This window comes from Collinsella sp. i06-0019-1H4, assembly GCF_042849575.1.
Lineage (GTDB): Bacteria > Actinomycetota > Coriobacteriia > Coriobacteriales > Coriobacteriaceae > Collinsella.
On sequence record NZ_BAABYB010000001.1, the window covers coordinates 1,625,680 to 1,640,702 of the forward strand.

Annotated in this window: 16 protein-coding genes; 8 read left to right on the forward strand and 8 right to left on the reverse strand. The window is 61.4% G+C overall.

Going from position 1 to position 15,023, the window contains the following annotated elements; all coding sequences use genetic code 11:
• Positions 1–126 precede the first annotated feature (126 nt).
• Positions 127–1,107 (reverse strand): hypothetical protein, encoded by a 981-nt coding sequence (locus tag ACGHEN_RS07210; RefSeq protein WP_390398462.1) that lies wholly within the window; start codon positions 1,105–1,107, stop codon positions 127–129.
• A gap of 214 nt (positions 1,108–1,321) precedes the next feature.
• On the opposite strand from ACGHEN_RS07210, the gene ACGHEN_RS07215 reads away from it, so the two are divergent.
• Positions 1,322–1,870: a hypothetical protein gene (locus tag ACGHEN_RS07215; RefSeq protein ID WP_390398465.1), complete on the forward strand. Its 549-nt coding sequence runs from the start codon at positions 1,322–1,324 to the stop codon at positions 1,868–1,870.
• Between the two features lie 8 nt (positions 1,871–1,878).
• Positions 1,879–2,559 (forward strand): DUF1015 family protein, encoded by a 681-nt coding sequence (locus ACGHEN_RS07220; RefSeq protein ID WP_390398468.1) that lies wholly within the window; start codon positions 1,879–1,881, stop codon positions 2,557–2,559.
• 127 nt (positions 2,560–2,686) lie between these two features.
• Here ACGHEN_RS07220 and ACGHEN_RS07225 read toward each other — a convergent pair whose 3' ends face one another.
• From ACGHEN_RS07225 to ACGHEN_RS07235, 3 genes are all read right to left on the reverse strand, one after another.
• Entirely contained in the window at positions 2,687–3,322 is a 636-nt protein-coding gene (locus ACGHEN_RS07225) for a histidine phosphatase family protein (RefSeq protein ID WP_390398471.1), read from the reverse strand.
• A gap of 17 nt (positions 3,323–3,339) precedes the next feature.
• Positions 3,340–3,882 carry a histidine phosphatase family protein gene (locus ACGHEN_RS07230; RefSeq protein ID WP_329738979.1) on the reverse strand — a complete coding sequence of 181 codons (543 nt, stop codon included), beginning with the start codon at positions 3,880–3,882 and terminating at the stop codon, positions 3,340–3,342.
• An 83-nt stretch (positions 3,883–3,965) separates the two neighbouring features.
• On the reverse strand, positions 3,966–4,637 hold the full coding sequence (locus tag ACGHEN_RS07235; RefSeq protein ID WP_390398474.1) for a nitroreductase family protein: 672 nt from the start codon (positions 4,635–4,637) through the stop codon (positions 3,966–3,968).
• A 262-nt stretch (positions 4,638–4,899) separates the two neighbouring features.
• On the opposite strand from ACGHEN_RS07235, the gene ACGHEN_RS07240 reads away from it, so the two are divergent.
• Both ACGHEN_RS07240 and ACGHEN_RS07245 read left to right on the forward strand, forming a co-directional pair.
• Positions 4,900–5,502: an HdeD family acid-resistance protein gene (locus ACGHEN_RS07240; RefSeq protein ID WP_390398476.1), complete on the forward strand. Its 603-nt coding sequence runs from the start codon at positions 4,900–4,902 to the stop codon at positions 5,500–5,502.
• Positions 5,503–5,985: a DUF188 domain-containing protein gene (locus tag ACGHEN_RS07245; protein ID WP_329738982.1), complete on the forward strand. Its 483-nt coding sequence runs from the start codon at positions 5,503–5,505 to the stop codon at positions 5,983–5,985.
• Between the two features lie 167 nt (positions 5,986–6,152).
• On the opposite strand, the gene ACGHEN_RS07250 is transcribed toward ACGHEN_RS07245, so the two are convergent.
• Positions 6,153–7,241: a putative manganese transporter gene (locus ACGHEN_RS07250; RefSeq protein WP_390398480.1), complete on the reverse strand. Its 1,089-nt coding sequence runs from the start codon at positions 7,239–7,241 to the stop codon at positions 6,153–6,155.
• A gap of 171 nt (positions 7,242–7,412) precedes the next feature.
• Between ACGHEN_RS07250 and ACGHEN_RS07255 the strand changes: the two genes are divergently transcribed.
• The 4 genes from ACGHEN_RS07255 (at position 7,413) to ACGHEN_RS07270 (ending at position 11,387) form a co-directional block, all read left to right on the forward strand.
• Entirely contained in the window at positions 7,413–8,381 is a 969-nt protein-coding gene (locus ACGHEN_RS07255; protein WP_373268129.1) for a 3'-5' exonuclease, read from the forward strand.
• A gap of 303 nt (positions 8,382–8,684) precedes the next feature.
• Complete coding sequence (locus tag ACGHEN_RS07260; RefSeq protein WP_390398482.1) at positions 8,685–9,053, forward strand: ArsR/SmtB family transcription factor; 369 nt, start codon at positions 8,685–8,687, stop codon at positions 9,051–9,053.
• 63 nt (positions 9,054–9,116) lie between these two features.
• A complete protein-coding gene (locus tag ACGHEN_RS07265) occupies positions 9,117–9,335 on the forward strand; it encodes a cation transporter (protein ID WP_117735568.1) in 219 nt (72 codons plus the stop codon).
• A gap of 99 nt (positions 9,336–9,434) precedes the next feature.
• Positions 9,435–11,387 (forward strand): heavy metal translocating P-type ATPase, encoded by a 1,953-nt coding sequence (locus tag ACGHEN_RS07270; protein WP_390398485.1) that lies wholly within the window; start codon positions 9,435–9,437, stop codon positions 11,385–11,387.
• A 283-nt stretch (positions 11,388–11,670) separates the two neighbouring features.
• Here the strand turns inward: ACGHEN_RS07270 and ACGHEN_RS07275 are convergent, their stop codons facing one another.
• From ACGHEN_RS07275 to ACGHEN_RS07285, 3 genes are all read right to left on the reverse strand, one after another.
• Positions 11,671–12,060, reverse strand: coding sequence for a metal-dependent transcriptional regulator (locus tag ACGHEN_RS07275; protein WP_390398486.1), 390 nt, complete (start codon positions 12,058–12,060; stop codon positions 11,671–11,673).
• A gap of 213 nt (positions 12,061–12,273) precedes the next feature.
• A complete protein-coding gene (locus tag ACGHEN_RS07280) occupies positions 12,274–13,044 on the reverse strand; it encodes a Cof-type HAD-IIB family hydrolase (RefSeq protein ID WP_390398488.1) in 771 nt (256 codons plus the stop codon).
• Positions 13,045–13,050: 6 nt separating this feature from the next.
• Positions 13,051–14,910, reverse strand: a complete 1,860-nt coding sequence (locus tag ACGHEN_RS07285; protein WP_390398490.1) for an ABC-F family ATP-binding cassette domain-containing protein — start codon at positions 14,908–14,910, stop codon at positions 13,051–13,053.
• Between the last annotated feature and the right edge of the window lie 113 nt (positions 14,911–15,023).

Below are 15,023 nucleotides of genomic sequence, written 5' to 3' on the forward strand. Positions count from 1 at the left end.
ATGTTGACTGTCCATTTTCCGAAATAACTTGCTCTAGGTAGCACTTTTCAAGCCAATTCCAAGGAGCAATTGAAGGCTATTCGCAACTAAAACCCTAGCTTCCGCGACCGTTTTCCACCCGCGCGGCTACATTCCCGCCCAATCGATAAAAATCTCCTCACGAAGCCGCCGTTCGAGCTCTTGCTGCCGCGGTGTCTTGTCTTTCAACGGCATATCGAGATAGGACATGATGAGTTCCATCACTACATGGAAGGCATCGGAGTCGACCAGCTGACCATAGGTCATCAGAACGACGGGATATCCCATGGCTTGCAGGGCCGTCGTTCGATCGGAGTCCGAGATCTTGGATTCTATGGATCCGTGAATGGCTTTACCTTGGCATTCAACCAGGCACTCTCGGCTGCCGTCCTTATTTGCCAGCAGAATATCGGCGTAGCGCCTATCAAGCCCCGAAATCAGGCGGGCGCTGCGCGTCATGCGAATCTCGACGTTATTGGTAAGGCGCAGCCCTTCGCCGCCGCGCAGCCTCGAAAGGCCAAACAGCATCGAAGCTTGGACCTCAAGCGGCGATGCCACAATCCCCGTAATGCATTTCGCGGCACGCGTGAACGATTTAGCACCGCGGAGCCCCTGGATCTTATTTGCGAACTCCGTAAGTTCAGAAAGCTCGATCAAGGGAGGTCGTTTCCACAAGTCCGTTGGATTCCCCGAGGCATCCTTTACGTTTTCCCAGCCCAACCGTGCGTCACCCCATCGGCCCCCATATGCCTGCTCAAGCGCCAACTTTACCTGAGGCGCAATCTTGCACACGGCAAAGGTACCGCACATCTCATACATGCACATGATCAGACGCTCGTTTGAGACCGAGGAAGCCAGGGTTAGCAGGGTAAAGAGCGGAGACGCGACATCAAGGCCAAACTCCGTCTGCCGCACGGAGCCAAACGGCCTCTCCCCGTTCCAAACATGCCTGACGATGCGACCGCCCTTACGTCCGCAGCCGCCCTGCGCCAACACATGTAACGGGGTGCCCAGGAAATGCTTGACGAGCGGATGCTCACAAAGGCGTTCCCTGCGCGGATCGTCCACAGAATCGGGCAGGTCCGGCATTATTGCCAAAACCTGTGGAGGTATCCGGTGATACCGAAAGGCAGATATGTCGCACAGCATGTCGTCCATGAAGAGTACGTACCCACTACGTCGTTTGTGAGCCCGCACGGACGGCAAACGCGATTGCTCAGCCTGCGAACGGTAAATACTGCTACAACATGCACGTCGCGAATCTTCCAGGTGGCTTACAATCGGTTTGGAAAGCAGGCTGATTGTGAAGTTGCATATGGTTGATGAGGACTTTGCCTGGCGGCTTGCGCAGGAGCTTGTGAAGATTGACAGCTCAGACCCCGGCGCGTATGAGCTCGAGATCGAACAACATATCAAAGACCTGGTCGAGACATATGTTGCCAAACTCGATTCGCCCGTGCTGGACACCGCAGAGATACGCGAGCTCGAAGTGTTCCCCGGGCGCTGCAACCTTATGATTACCGTGCCGGGCGCGAGCGGCGAGGCGCGGCTCGTCTACATCTGCCATATGGATACCGTCACCCTAGGCGATGGCTGGAACGCGGACACGACCGTCGGCTTCTTTACCGGCTGCACCGATACCGCCGTCATTGCCGGCAAGATGGGTAACCGCAATTGCATGAGCTACGGCCCCGGCTCGTTGGTGCTCACGCATAAGCCCAACGAGCCGGGGCCCATGCCGATATCGTTCGCTGCCAGAACGTGCTCATCGCGCTTGTCGACAACACGCTCTGGGACGCAAGCGTCCAAGTTGGGGCATAATAAGCCGCGAACAAACCGACTCGCACGTTAGGACCGCCCATGAAAGCACTTCCGTTTCCCTGCATCCGCCCAGCTCAGGACCGCGTGCTCGAAGCGCTGCCGCAGATGGGCGGCATCCTGAGCGGCAACGACGCCCTGCGCGGCGCCATTGCCGACGGGCTCATGCTCAAAGATCCGGGCGCGGCGTATTACGTGTACGAATGCTCCGGAGAGCCAGGGCGCGTGACGGGCGTTGTGGCAATTTGCCCGGTCGGCGTACTGACGGGCGACGGCGCGACCCCCGCAGATGCGGCCGCAGCCGCCCGTGCAATCGCCGAGCTTAAGGTGCAGCCGCGCCCCGTGTCGCTCGCCTACGAGGCCTCGCCCGTTATGGATATCATCCTCGGTGCCGCCAAAGAGGGCGCGTCGCTCTATGCCGTCACCGACCCCGCCGGCATTACGCACCGCGCGTGGGAGGTCAAGCGCGAGGACGCCGTTGCCGCCATCCGAGCCATGCTCGACCAGGCACCGGAGCCGACGCCGGCAGACGACCCCACCTATGCTGCCGCGCTAGCAGGGGCGGCGCAGCTCCTGGCAGACGAAGCCCGCGCAGCCGGCGCCTACACGGGCAAAGAGCCGTTCAACTTTACCGTTGCCGCGTTATTCCCCGCCGCGCAGGTTGCCGGCGGCGCACCGCAGGTTCCGACGGGTTTGCTGACCCACCAGATCGCACGGTTCTAACAGGGCCTAAACGCCCGGCACAAAGACTCGGCAGCTCGACAAACAAGGGGCGGGGATACATGCGCATGCATCCCCGCCCCTTTCGCATCGAGCAATGATGTCGGCAATCCGCATCGCCACGCCCGCGCTACCCGCGCTGCGGACCCGCTGCCGCCACGAGCGGCTCAAGACCCAGCTCGCGCGCATAATCTTCTTGCGTAAAGACTTCGACCAGTTCAAACGTATCCGTCGCATCGTCAAACGCAAAATGCAGCACCGAGCAGTTGCCCGGAACGCGCTCGCGCTCGTCGGCCGCCGCTCCCCTCACGTGGTCCAAAAATTCCTTGATGGACGAGGCGTGGCTCACCGCGAGCACGCACTCGTGGTCCGGACGTCGCATAAGATCGGTCAACGTCGCCACCATGCGCTCGCGCACCTGCATCTGCCCCTCGCCGCCAAATTGGCGGTAGAAGTCACGCCACGGACGCTCGGGCATGAGCATCACGCGCTCGGCCTCAAAATCGCCAAAGAACCACTCGCACAGACCGTCCAGACGCTCGTAGGCAAGGCCCGGCCACAGGTTGGCGATAGTCTGCTCGGTGCGATGCAGCGTCGAGGTGTAGGCGTGGTCGGGCTCGATGCCACGCGCTCGCAAGAACATGCCAGCGCGCGCCGCCTGCTCGCAGCCCAACTGCGTGAGCGGCGAATCACTCCAGCCCTGAATAATGCGCTTGAGGTTAAATATCGTCTGTCCATGACGGACCAGATACAGGTCTTTATTCATAGGGGTCCTTTCGTTCGTTACCAGTCAAGGAGCGAAAACGCCCCGTCGCAATAGCCAAAATGAAGCACGGCACCGTTGTCGGGCTGTCCTCCCCCGCCGGCCACATACTCAAGAAACTCCTGACAGGCAGAGCCATGAGAGACCGCAAGCACACGATCGTGCTGCGGTCGGGCCATAATGCGGGACAGCGCCGCAACCATGCGCGCCCGTAGCTCGCCTTCAGATTCGCCACCAAAGGCCACCGGATAATCACCCCAGGGCTGCGGCGGCATCTCGCAATTTGATGTGCCCTCCAGCGAGCCCAAGTGCCACTCGCGCAGGTCGTCGACCAGCTCTATGGAACGGCCCTCGCCAACGATAAGCTCAGCCGTACGCTGCGCCCGACCCAACGGAGACGAATACGCATGGTCAAACGTCACGCCACGGTCCTCAAACGCCGCGCGCGTCGCCAGCGCCTGCTCGCACCCGCGCTCTGTGAGCGGCGAGTCTTGCCAGCCCTGCAAAATGTTCTGCACATTGAGCTCAGTCTGCCCATGCCGCACCAAATACAGATCGGCCACACGCCCTCCCCTCGCACCACCACAAAGGGGCCAGGTACCTTTGTGGTGGTTTTGCCGCCGGATCACGCCGAAATGGCGCGCAACTACACCAGCACGTCGGCAAGCGGACGCTTGGGAACGTGGTGCACCTGCGCCTCGTCGCGCCAGTAATTGATAGAACCATCCGGGTTGGAGTCGATCGCGTCGATCACCTGTGTCTCGGCTGGCACGCCAAAAGCCATGATCAGCTTGAGCTCGTATCTGTCGTTATCGAGCCCCATGGCATCGATTGCGCGGGGCGTAAAGGCCTTGAACATGCAAGCCGCCACCTCGGGCGTTGCGCTGCGCGCGGCGAGCATCATCGTCTGAGCCGCGATGCCCGTGTCGACCTCGGTGATAGGCGCGGCGGGCTTGCCGGGAACGGTGCGCTCGGCAAGAACTGCGATGTAGCCGGTCGGGCGTTCGCCCTCATTGGGACCCGACCAATCCTTGAGCGCACCAGCCCATGTGAGCTTTTCAAATAAGCTCGAACACTCCTCGACGTCGCTCACCACATGAAAACGCAGACGCTGAGCATTAGCGCCGCAGGGAGCCAGGTGCGCCAGCTCTGCCAGCTCAAGCAAAAACTCGCGCGGTACGCGCATGGACTCGTCAAATCGACGGCATGTGCGGGCGCGACGAACCAGCGCGTCAAACGATTCCAGACCGAGCTTTTCGCAACCTTGCTTTGCCATCGACTCCACGCTCGACGGCGCCGCGGGAACAGCTTCGTTCATAGAGACCCCCAATACAAGGCAATTGTTCTTAGGAAAATCTAACCTAAAACGCAGGCAATAACGAACAGAGCCGCAATGTTCTACACCTGTTGAATAGAAAAACGCGACATGGGGAACAACGAGAACAAATCGGGACCTTTGGGTTACACTTCGCCCTCCCCGACCCATACGCCGGTGCCTTTAGGCGATACTTGTTGTAGCAACTGCGGCATACGCCGCAAAAACAACAATGACGGCAAACGCCGTGCGGAAAGGAGACCTCATGGGCATCTTTAAGAACGACGACCAGCAGTCGAATCTGTTTGGATTTGACGAGAAAAGCATGGCAGGCAAGGCAATCAAGGCCGTGCGCTGGATCTACGCCGCCACGGGCGTCATCGCACTGCTTGCCGGCATCGCGCTGCTGTTTGCGCCCGCCAAGTCCCTCGTCTTCCTGACGACCGTCCTGGGCTTCTACTTTGTGATCACGGCTGGCGTCAGGCTGTTCACCGCCATTTTTGAGCCGCTGCTGCCCGCCGGCTGGCGCGTGACGAGCATCATCTCCAACCTGCTCATCATCCTGGGCGGCGTCATAATCCTGCGCAATCAGGCCTTCTCGACCGCAACGCTCACCACGCTCGTGGTGGTCGTGGCTGGCTTTGGCTGGATCGTCGAAGGTGTCATGTCCATTCTGGAGTCCGAGCTTTCGTCCAACCGCGCCCTCGCCATCCTGAGCGGCGCGCTCTCCATCATCGCCGGCATGTTCGTGTTTATCTATCCGCTGTGGTCGGCAAAGATGCTCGTCATCTTTAGCGGCGCCGCGCTCCTGGTGTTTGGCGTGACGCTGATTATTCGCGCTATCCGCTTTGGCAAGCTGGTGCACTAGATGCCGCGGACGCTGTTTATTGATGCCGACGCCTGCCCGGTTACGCGCGAGTCGATCGACTGTGCACGGCGGGCGGGCGTCGCCGTGGTGATTGCCGGCAACAGCACGCAGAACCTGGAGCGGCACATTCGCCGCGACGATCCACGTGATGCCGAGCACGCGCGACGCGGCTTTTGGGTCACCACGCTCGATGTGAGCGTGGGCGCCGATAGTGCCGACTTTGCCATTGTCGAACGTCTGCAGGCGGGCGACGTGGTCGTGACGCAGGACATTGGCCTGGCGAGCATGGTGCTCGGCCGCGATGCCTCCGCCATCGGCGTGCGCGGGCGAGTGTACGACAAGGCGACCATCGACATGCAGCTGTTTATTCGTCACGAGGAAAAGAAGGTGCGCCGCGCTGGCGGTCGCACCCGCGGGCCAGCAGCCTTCACCAGCGAAGACCGCGCCCGCTTTAAGCGCAACCTCACCGAGCTGCTGCGCTAACCAAGGCAGATTTTTGGGACATGCCTAAAACTCTGCCTTTTTGTTTTGGACGGTGTGAGCGCTCAGGATCCGTGGCTCAACAAAAAACGGGCTTCAAAATGCCATGCGTCGCCGCATTGTGCAGACGCCGTGCATGGCTATTTTGAAGCCCGTTTTGTTAGGACTACTTAGAGGCCAAAGGCAGATAGGACGAGGCCCCAGCCCGCGCCGATGACGTACATCATGACCAGGAACACGGCGTTTTCGCGGGCGCTGCGGTTGGTGCGGAACAGGACCAGGTAACCCACGCCGGCGGAAATGAGCGTGCCGGCGAGCATCGGCGCCAGTTGCAGCGCGCCTTCCAGATACAGCTGCGTGATGACCACGCTCGCCGAGCAGTTGGGGATCAGGCCGACAAGCGCCGAACCCAGGACGGCGAGCGTCTCGTTGCCGCGCAGGAACTGCTCGATTGCGGACTCGCCAAAGGTCTCGAGCACGGCGACCAGAATCAGCGTCACCAGGAAAATGAATATCGATACCTGCACGGTATGCGAGATGGCGCTGCGGATAATCGACAGGACGGGCGCACCTTCGTGTGAGTGGGAGTGACCGTGGTCATGATGGTGTTCATGCTCGCCCTCATGACCGTGATCGTGGCCATGTCCATGTTCGTGCTCGTCTTCGTCGTCATCACAACCGCAATGGTCGCGCTCACACAGCTCATGGATGTGGTCGGCGCTCACGCCCGCCTCGGCCACCTCGTCGATGATGTCACCGCCGCTGTGATCGTCATGCGCGCAGTTAACGTGCGCCGGATTGACAGCGGTTCCCAACACGGTACGACGAATCGCCGCATGCGCGCGGGCGTTGCGACGCAGGCCACGAATGGCAGCATCCACGATAAAGCCCGTGACCAGCGCGATCAGCGCTTTCGAAGCCAAAAGCATCGCCATAGTCTGCACGGGAACCTGCTCGGCAAGTAGCAGCGGCAGCATCTCGTCGGAGGTCGAGAGAAACACCGCCACCAGGGTGCCCAGCGTCACGACGCGACCGGCGTATAGCGTTGCCGCCATGGCCGAAAAGCCGCACTGCGGCACCATGCCCAGCAACGAGCCAACCACGGGGCCGGCGGCGCCGGCACGCTTGATGGTACCGTTGACGCGATCGCCTGCCACATGCTCGAGCGTCTCGAGGACCAGATATGTCACCAACAAGAACGGCACCAGCGAGAGCGTGTCCTTGCCGGCGTCGAGCAGAATATCAATCAGCAAATCCATGACGGATGGAACCTTTCGTGTCTTTCGGCAGCATTGTAAAAGTCCTAGCGGTCAACTAGGGTATTGTAATTGTCCTAGGCGTGATGCCAATAGTTGCCCATGGTAAACTATCATCTCGCCATAACTCGACAAACCCGAGCCGCGCGACGCGGCCCGTCCAAGGAGCAGCATATGAACGTTTCGCAAGCACTCGAATACGAGCGCCAGCCGTTTATCCCCATGTTTATCTACGGCGACCACGGCGCCATGGAGTCCGAGCGCCAGAAAGGCGAAGAGGCCCTCAAGGTGCTCGAGACTGAGTACTTTACCGCCGAGGACGACCCCGGCTTCGATTTTGCCACCGTGCGCGACCTGGCCGACCGCAACCGCGACCTGTGCGACCAGATTGGCGAGGCGCGCCTGCGCAACGTGACGCCCGCGACGCTTTCGCGCGGCCTGTCCGACGCCGACACCTGCGCCGCCATCGGCAAGATGCAAAAGCGCACCGCCGCGTCCGTCATGCGCGAGATCCGCGGCGACCGCGACGCACTCGGCGTGGCCTACGCTCGCAAGCCCATTCAGGGCACGGTGCTCGGCATCGACATCGAGACCACCGGCCGCGCACCCGAGCGCGGCTACATCATCAACGTGGGCTGGGAGATCATGGAGCTCACCAGCGACGCCGTCCCGCACGACGCCGAGGCACACTACTGCGGTCTGCCCGATATCTACCGCGGCGAGGATGTGCCGCTTTCGAATATCCACCACATCACCTGGGACGACATCGACGGCAAAACGCCCTTCCGCGAGAACAAAGAGCTGCAAAAGCAGCTGCTCAAGCTTATGAAGAAGTACCCGTACATGGCGCACAACGCCGCCTTTGAGGACAGCTGGTTCAAGATCCACCTGGACGGCTACGCCGAGGCACGCCGCGCCGGCAAGATAATCGTCATCGACTCGCGCCAGATCTGCCGCAGCCTGGACGCCGATGTGCGCTCGCTCCCCCGCGAGTCCGCGCCCGCCGCGCTCGAGAACTGGGCACGCCGTCGCGGCACCCTCGCCGCCGACGCCAACGAGCAGCACCTGGGCCTCGACGACACCGACCTCATGCTCCGTACCGTCCAGGCCGAGTTCAACCTCAAGAACCTGTTTGCCAAGTAAAAGCGCCATTCGCGAGCAATACCTGTCGGGCCATAGCGCCTGTGTAAAAGCGATACGCCGAGACGCTCCTCTCAAGCGACGCAATGCGGGCCGATATCCAAGTGGATATCGGCCCATTTTTGCACGTCGCTAAGGTATCCACGTTGGCATCGGCGGCCTTATCCGAGCCCATCGATGCCCTTAGCCGCCACTAGGGCCATTCGATAGCAAAATATTTCACAAATATATATTGACATATGAACATGCGCTCATATACTCGGAAGTAAGTTATATGAGCGCATGTTCATATGAAAGGATATTGCGATGAGCGATCCCGTTGATGAAATAAAGTCCAGCATCGACACCACCATCGTGCCCGACATCCCCACCACCTGCTCGCCCGAGGACCTTCCCGACGAGGAGCTTCTCTACGACCTCGCCGACCTGTTCAAGGTCTTCAGCGACACCACGCGCATCAAGATCCTCTATGCCCTCATGGGCCGCGAGCTCTGCGTGGCAGACATCGCCGAAGCGACCGAAACCTCGCAGTCCGCGGTGTCGCACCAGCTGCGTACACTCAAGCAGTCGCACCTGGTTAAATTCCGGCGCGACGGGCGCAATATCCTATACTCGCTCGCCGACGACCACGTCTACACCATGCTCAACCAGGGCATGAGCCACATCTGCGAATAGCGACTAACCACGGTACCAGCGCGGCCTGCACCCAAGCCGCAAATACAGGGAAAGGAACCCACCATGAAAAAGCAGTTTAAGCTCGATGAGATCGACTGCGCCAACTGCGCGCGTAAGCTTCAGGACGAGCTGGCCAAGCTCGAGGGCGTCAAGTCCGTTTCGGTCAACTTTATGACCCAGAAGCTAACGCTCGAGGCCGATGAAGCCGAGTTCGACGAGGTCCTCGACCGCGTCGTGGAGTTTACCGCCGACGCCGAGCCGGACTGCGAGATCATTCTCTAGCCTGCGCATACGCTGACCCGCAAGGCCGCGCTTGCCGCGGCCTTTATCCACGATTTTATATGAGCGAGTGTTCATACATTCAAATGGGAGGATTGAATCATGGCAACCGCCGATCCCAAGAAGAAAAAGAAGAAGCGTAAGAAGAAAGAGTCCCTTGAGCATAAGCGCAACCGTATCCTGGTAGCGCTAGGCATTTTTGCCGTTGTTTATGCCCTCGACGAGCTCGGAGCTCTCACTATCGCATTTGGGGAGCCCGGCAACGTCTACGCCAGTTTCGTGCTGTTCCTCGTGCCGTTTTTAATTGCCGGCTACGACGTGCTCCAAAAGGCATACAACAACATCCGCCGCGGCAAGGCCTTCGACGAAAGCTTCCTCATGGCCGTCGCGACCATCGGCGCGTTTGCCATGGTGCTCTTCCCCGATACCGATCCGCACATGGCCGAAGGCGCCGCTGTCATGCTGTTCTACCAGGTCGGCGAGCTGTTCCAGGCATACGCCGTGGGCAAGAGCCGCAAGTCGATCAGCGCCATGATGGACATCGCACCCGATTATGCCAACGTCGAGCAACCCGACGGCACACTCGAGCAGGTCTTTCCCGATGACATCGCCGTCGGCACCGTCATCGTCGTCAAGCCCGGCGAGCGCGTGCCCATCGACGGCGTCATCGTCGAAGGCGAGACGCAGCTCGATACCGCCGCCCTTACCGGCGAGTCGGTCCCCCGCCCGGCCAAAACCGGAGACGATATCATCAGCGGCTGCATCAACATGACGGGTCTCATCCACGTGCGCACCACCAAGCCATTTGGCGAGTCCACCGTCGCGCGCGTCCTGGAGCTCGTAGAAAACGCCAGCGAAAAGAAGGCGCGTACCGAGAACTTCATCACGCGCTTCGCCCGCGTCTACACGCCCGCCGTCACCGGCGCGGCCGCGGTACTCGCGCTCGGCGGCGGCTTGGTCACCGGCGCCTGGTCCGACTGGATCCTGCGCGGCCTGACCTTCCTGGTCGTCAGCTGCCCGTGCGCGCTCGTGATCAGCGTCCCGCTCAGCTTCTTTGGTGGCATCGGCGGCGCGTCCAAGCTGGGAGTTCTCATCAAGGGCTCCAACTACCTCGAGACGCTCGCCGATGTGGATACCGTCGTCTTTGACAAGACCGGCACGCTCACCAACGGCACGTTTTCGGTCGTGGCGGTACACCCCGAGACCGGCTATACCGAGCAGTCACTGCTTGAGGTCGCGGCCCTTGCCGAGTCGTTTTCCGATCACCCCATCGCGCAGTCGGTACGCGCCGCCTTCCAGGGCGAGCTCGATCCCAAACGCGTAAGCGACTCCACCAATGACGCGGGCCATGGCGTGACGGCGAATATCGACGGCAAGCGCGTCATCGTCGGCAATGCCAAGATGCTTGCTGCGGCCGGTATCGACGCCCCCAATTGCGAGGTCGTCGGTACGATCCTCCATGTACTGGTCGATGACACGTACGCCGGCCATATCGTAATTGCCGACACCATAAAGGCCGATGCCAAGCAGGCGATTCGCGACTTGCACACTGCCGGCGTCAAACGCACCGTCATGCTCACGGGCGACCGCGAGGAAGTGGCTGCTGCGGTGGCCAAGCGGCTGGGGCTCGACGAGTTCCACGCGCAGCTGCTGCCGGGCGACAAGGTCGAGCGCGTCGAGGCATTGCTGGCGGCCGAATCGGGCAAGGGCAAGCTCGCCTTTGTAGGCGACGGCATCAACGATGCGCCCGTGCTCACCCGTGCAGACGTTGGCATTGCCATGGGCGCCATGGGTTCCGACGCCGCAATTGAGGCTGCCGACGTCGTGCTCATGGACGACAAGCCTTCCAACATTTCCCGCGCGATCCGCGTGGCGCGCAAGACCATGACGATTGTTTGGCAGAACATCATCTTTGCGCTGGGCATTAAGTTGCTGATTCTGGTGCTCGCGGCGCTGGGCATCGCCAATATGTGGCTCGCCGTCTTTGGCGACGTGGGCGTGGCGATCATCGCCATCCTGAACGCCATGCGCGCGATGGGTGTCAAGAACCTGTAGCATACGTGGTCCCTCCGGCCGGGGCCGGGCTTGGTTTTGAAAACGTCCTCGACCAATGAAGTGCCCCCATTCTGCTCCTTCGGAGCTACGAACGGGGGCACTTCTGGTCTGCGGAATGTTTTCAAAACCAAGCCCGGCCCCGGCCTGCGGTGACGTTGCTGGTGGTTCTTGGGCATCGCTTGCTGGCGGGGTTCCTTGTCTGAGTTGGACTTAGTTGGTGGGGTCACTCGTCCCAATCGCTGTCCCGCGCCTTTGCCGCGGGAGGCGCGCCGCTGCGGGAGCGCTAGTCGGTCGTTGTTGGCGCCGAAGCACCATCCCTCCCCAGCATCGACCTTAGCTTCTCAAAGCTCTCCTCGCTCAGGCAGTGCTCCATGTGACACCCCTCTTGCAAGGCAACCTCGGGCGCTACGCCCGCATCCTCTAGCAGCCCTACAAAAAAGCAATGGCGCTCCCACATTTGACGGGCAACCTCAAGACCGCGTTCCGTCAGATGTACGTCGCGTTTGCCCATCTCCACGTAGCCGCTGCTCTCCAAGGCCGCCATGGCTTTAGAGACGCTTGCCTTGGTAACGCCCAGGTATTCGGCGACGTCAATCGATCGAACGATGCCCTGGCGCTCCGAGAGCACATAAATAGATTCGAGATAGTCTTCTCCAGATTCACGCAGGGCCATGGGCCGCCTTTCGCGATGGCTTCTAGTTAGCCTTTGGATACTTTTGCTTGATTTACTTTACCGCAAAAGTTGCCCATGTCTTACTACGTTGTCTAAAAAGTTAACCGTGTTTCACAAAATGCGCGGAGCAAGCAGGGCGACACGGCACGCAACGTGCAGGGAGTGTCCCCAGCTGCCGGCAGAAAAGGAACGTCCCCAAGTGCCAAGCCGCAGCTAAAGCAGCCCAAAGTGCTTCGCAGCGTTATAGATCCCGTCGTCGTCCACGGCGGTCGTCACATAGGTCGCCGCGGCCTTCACGGTGTCCTGCGCGTTGCCCATGGCCACGCTCGTGCCCACGGCGGCAAACATCGACAGGTCGTTCTCGCCATCGCCAAAGGCGATCGCCTCGCTCGCGTCGATACCCAGCCGCTCCAGTGTCGCAGCCACGCCCAGGTCCTTGCCGCCGTTGGCCGGAATAATGTCGCAGAACAAATCGCACCAGCGCGTAGTGAGCGAATGCGACACCGCATCGGTCACGATATGCTCGTCGGCCGGGTCCACAAAGGCGCAGAACTGGTAAACCGGCGCATCGAAGGCATGCTCGAACGGCTCCTCGTGGTAGACGATCCCCGCGTTGTTGCCGGCCGTCACCACGCGCTCGGACAGGCGGTTCACAAACGAGTTCTCGCCCTGCATGCACAGCGAGTCGTAGCGCCCCTGCGCCACCTGGTCCACAATCACCGCAACGTCGTCCGGATCGATCGGGCAGCTGCGATAAACGCCCTTGGCATCAAAACAGTGCTGGCCCGAAAGCGTAATGTACGCATCCCATCCCAAGTCGAACAGCCAATCCGGCATCTGGTAGGTCGGGCGGCCCGTGGCGATCACGCACGCAATCCCCTGCTCGCGAAAGCTGTCGAGTACCTGCTGCGCCGACGCCGGAATCTGGTGGGTCTTAAAGCTCAGCAGCGTGCCGTCGATATCGAAAAACGCGGCCTTAATCATCCTCGCCTACTCCTCGCCCTCGAGCTTCTCGCTCGCCTCGAGCCACGCCATCTCCAGCTCGTCCATGGCGGCGTGGGCCTCGTCGATCTTTGCCTGCTGCTCGCCGAGCGCCGTGTAGTTGGTGGGGTCAACCTGTGCCATCGCGGCCTCGGCCTCCTCCACGCGGGCGCGCTGCGTCTCCATTTTGCGCTCGAGCGAGCTCACCTCGCGGCGGAGCTTCTGGCGCTCGGCGTTGGAAAGGCCATTGGGCTGGCCGCTCGACTTGGGCTTTTCGGCCGCAGCCGCCGCAGCACCAGTGTCAAACGTGCCGGTCTTGGCGCTCGGCGCACCCACGGGCTCGCCCTCGGCGGTAGCGTTGCACAGGCGCAGGTACTGGTCGACGCCGCCGGGCATATGCGTCAGGTGGCCGTCGAGCAGCGCCCACTGCTGGTCGGTCACGCGCTCCATCAAGAAGCGGTCGTGCGTCACCAGGATCAGCGTGCCGGGCCAGCCGTCGAGCAGGTCCTCGACAATCGCGAGCATGTCGGTATCCAGGTCGTTGCCGGGCTCGTCCAGGATAAGCACGTTGGGCTCGTCCAGGATCGTCAGCAACAGCGACAGGCGACGGCGCTGGCCGCCCGAAAGATCGCCGATGCGGCTCCAGAGCTGCTGGGTCGTAAAGCCCAGACGCTCGCAGAGCTTCTCGGGCGAAGTCTCCTTGCCGTCGATGACGTAGTACTTCTTATAGTTGCTGAGCACCTCGCGGATCGTGTCGCCCATGAAGGGCTCGAGCTCCTCGAGCTGCTGCGACAGCACGCCAAAGCGCACCGTCTGGCCAATCTTCACACGGCCGCGCATGGGTTCAATCTTGCCCTGGATCACGTCGAGCAAGGTCGACTTGCCGGCGCCGTTCTCGCCCAAAAGACCATAGCGGTCGCCCGCGCCGATGAGCCAGGTCACGTCGGAGAGCACCTGCTTGGGCGCGCCATCGGTATCCGCATAGCCGGCGTCCACGTCGACCACGTCGATAACCTGCTTGCCCAGGCGGCTCACCGCCAGGCGCTTGAGCTCCAGCTCGTCGCGCACGGGCGGTACGTCGGCGATGAGCTCGCGAGCGGCATCCACGCGAAACTTGGGCTTGGTGGAGCGCGCCTGGGCGCCGCGGCTCAGCCACGCGAGCTCCTTGCGCGCCATGTTTCGACGGCGCTCCTCGGTAACTGCGGCCATGCGGTCGCGCTCCACGCGCTGCAGGATATATGCGGAGTAACCGCCCTCGAAGGGATCGACCTGGCCGTCGTGGACCTCCCACATGCTGGTGCAGACCTCGTCCAAGAACCAGCGGTCGTGCGTGACCACGAGCATGGCGCCCTGGCCGCGCTGCCAGCGGGCCTTTAGGTGACGCGCGAGCCAGTTGATGGTGCGCATGTCAAGGTGGTTGGTAGGCTCGTCGAGCATAAGCACGTCGTAATCGCCGATTAGCAGGCGCGCGAGGTCCACGCGACGGCGCTGGCCGCCCGAAAGCTCGCCCACCGTGCCCTCCCAGGGCACATCGCTAATAAGGCCGGCCAGGATCTGACGCGTACGCGGGCTCGAGGCCCACTCATACTCGGGCGTGTCACCGACGACGGCATGGTGCACGGTATCGGTATCGACCAGGTTGTCCTTTTGGCCGAGCAATCCGATCGTCGTGTCGCGGCGATGCGTCACGCGGCCGTCGTCGGGCTCCAACGTGCCGGCGAGTACGCTCAGCAGCGTCGACTTGCCGTCGCCGTTTTTGCCGACGATACCAATACGGTCGCCCTCGCCCACGCCGAGCGTCACGCTATCGAAAATATGCTTGGTGGGAAACTCTAGGCTGACGGAATCGCATCCCAAAAGAATCGCCATATGCCCTGCTCCTTCGTAGAAATTCAACGTTGTCCATGATAGCAGCGAGCCCCACCCCAAACCACCACGAAGGTGTCTGTCCCCTTTGTGGTGGTCGTTTCGGTCGCGGAGCA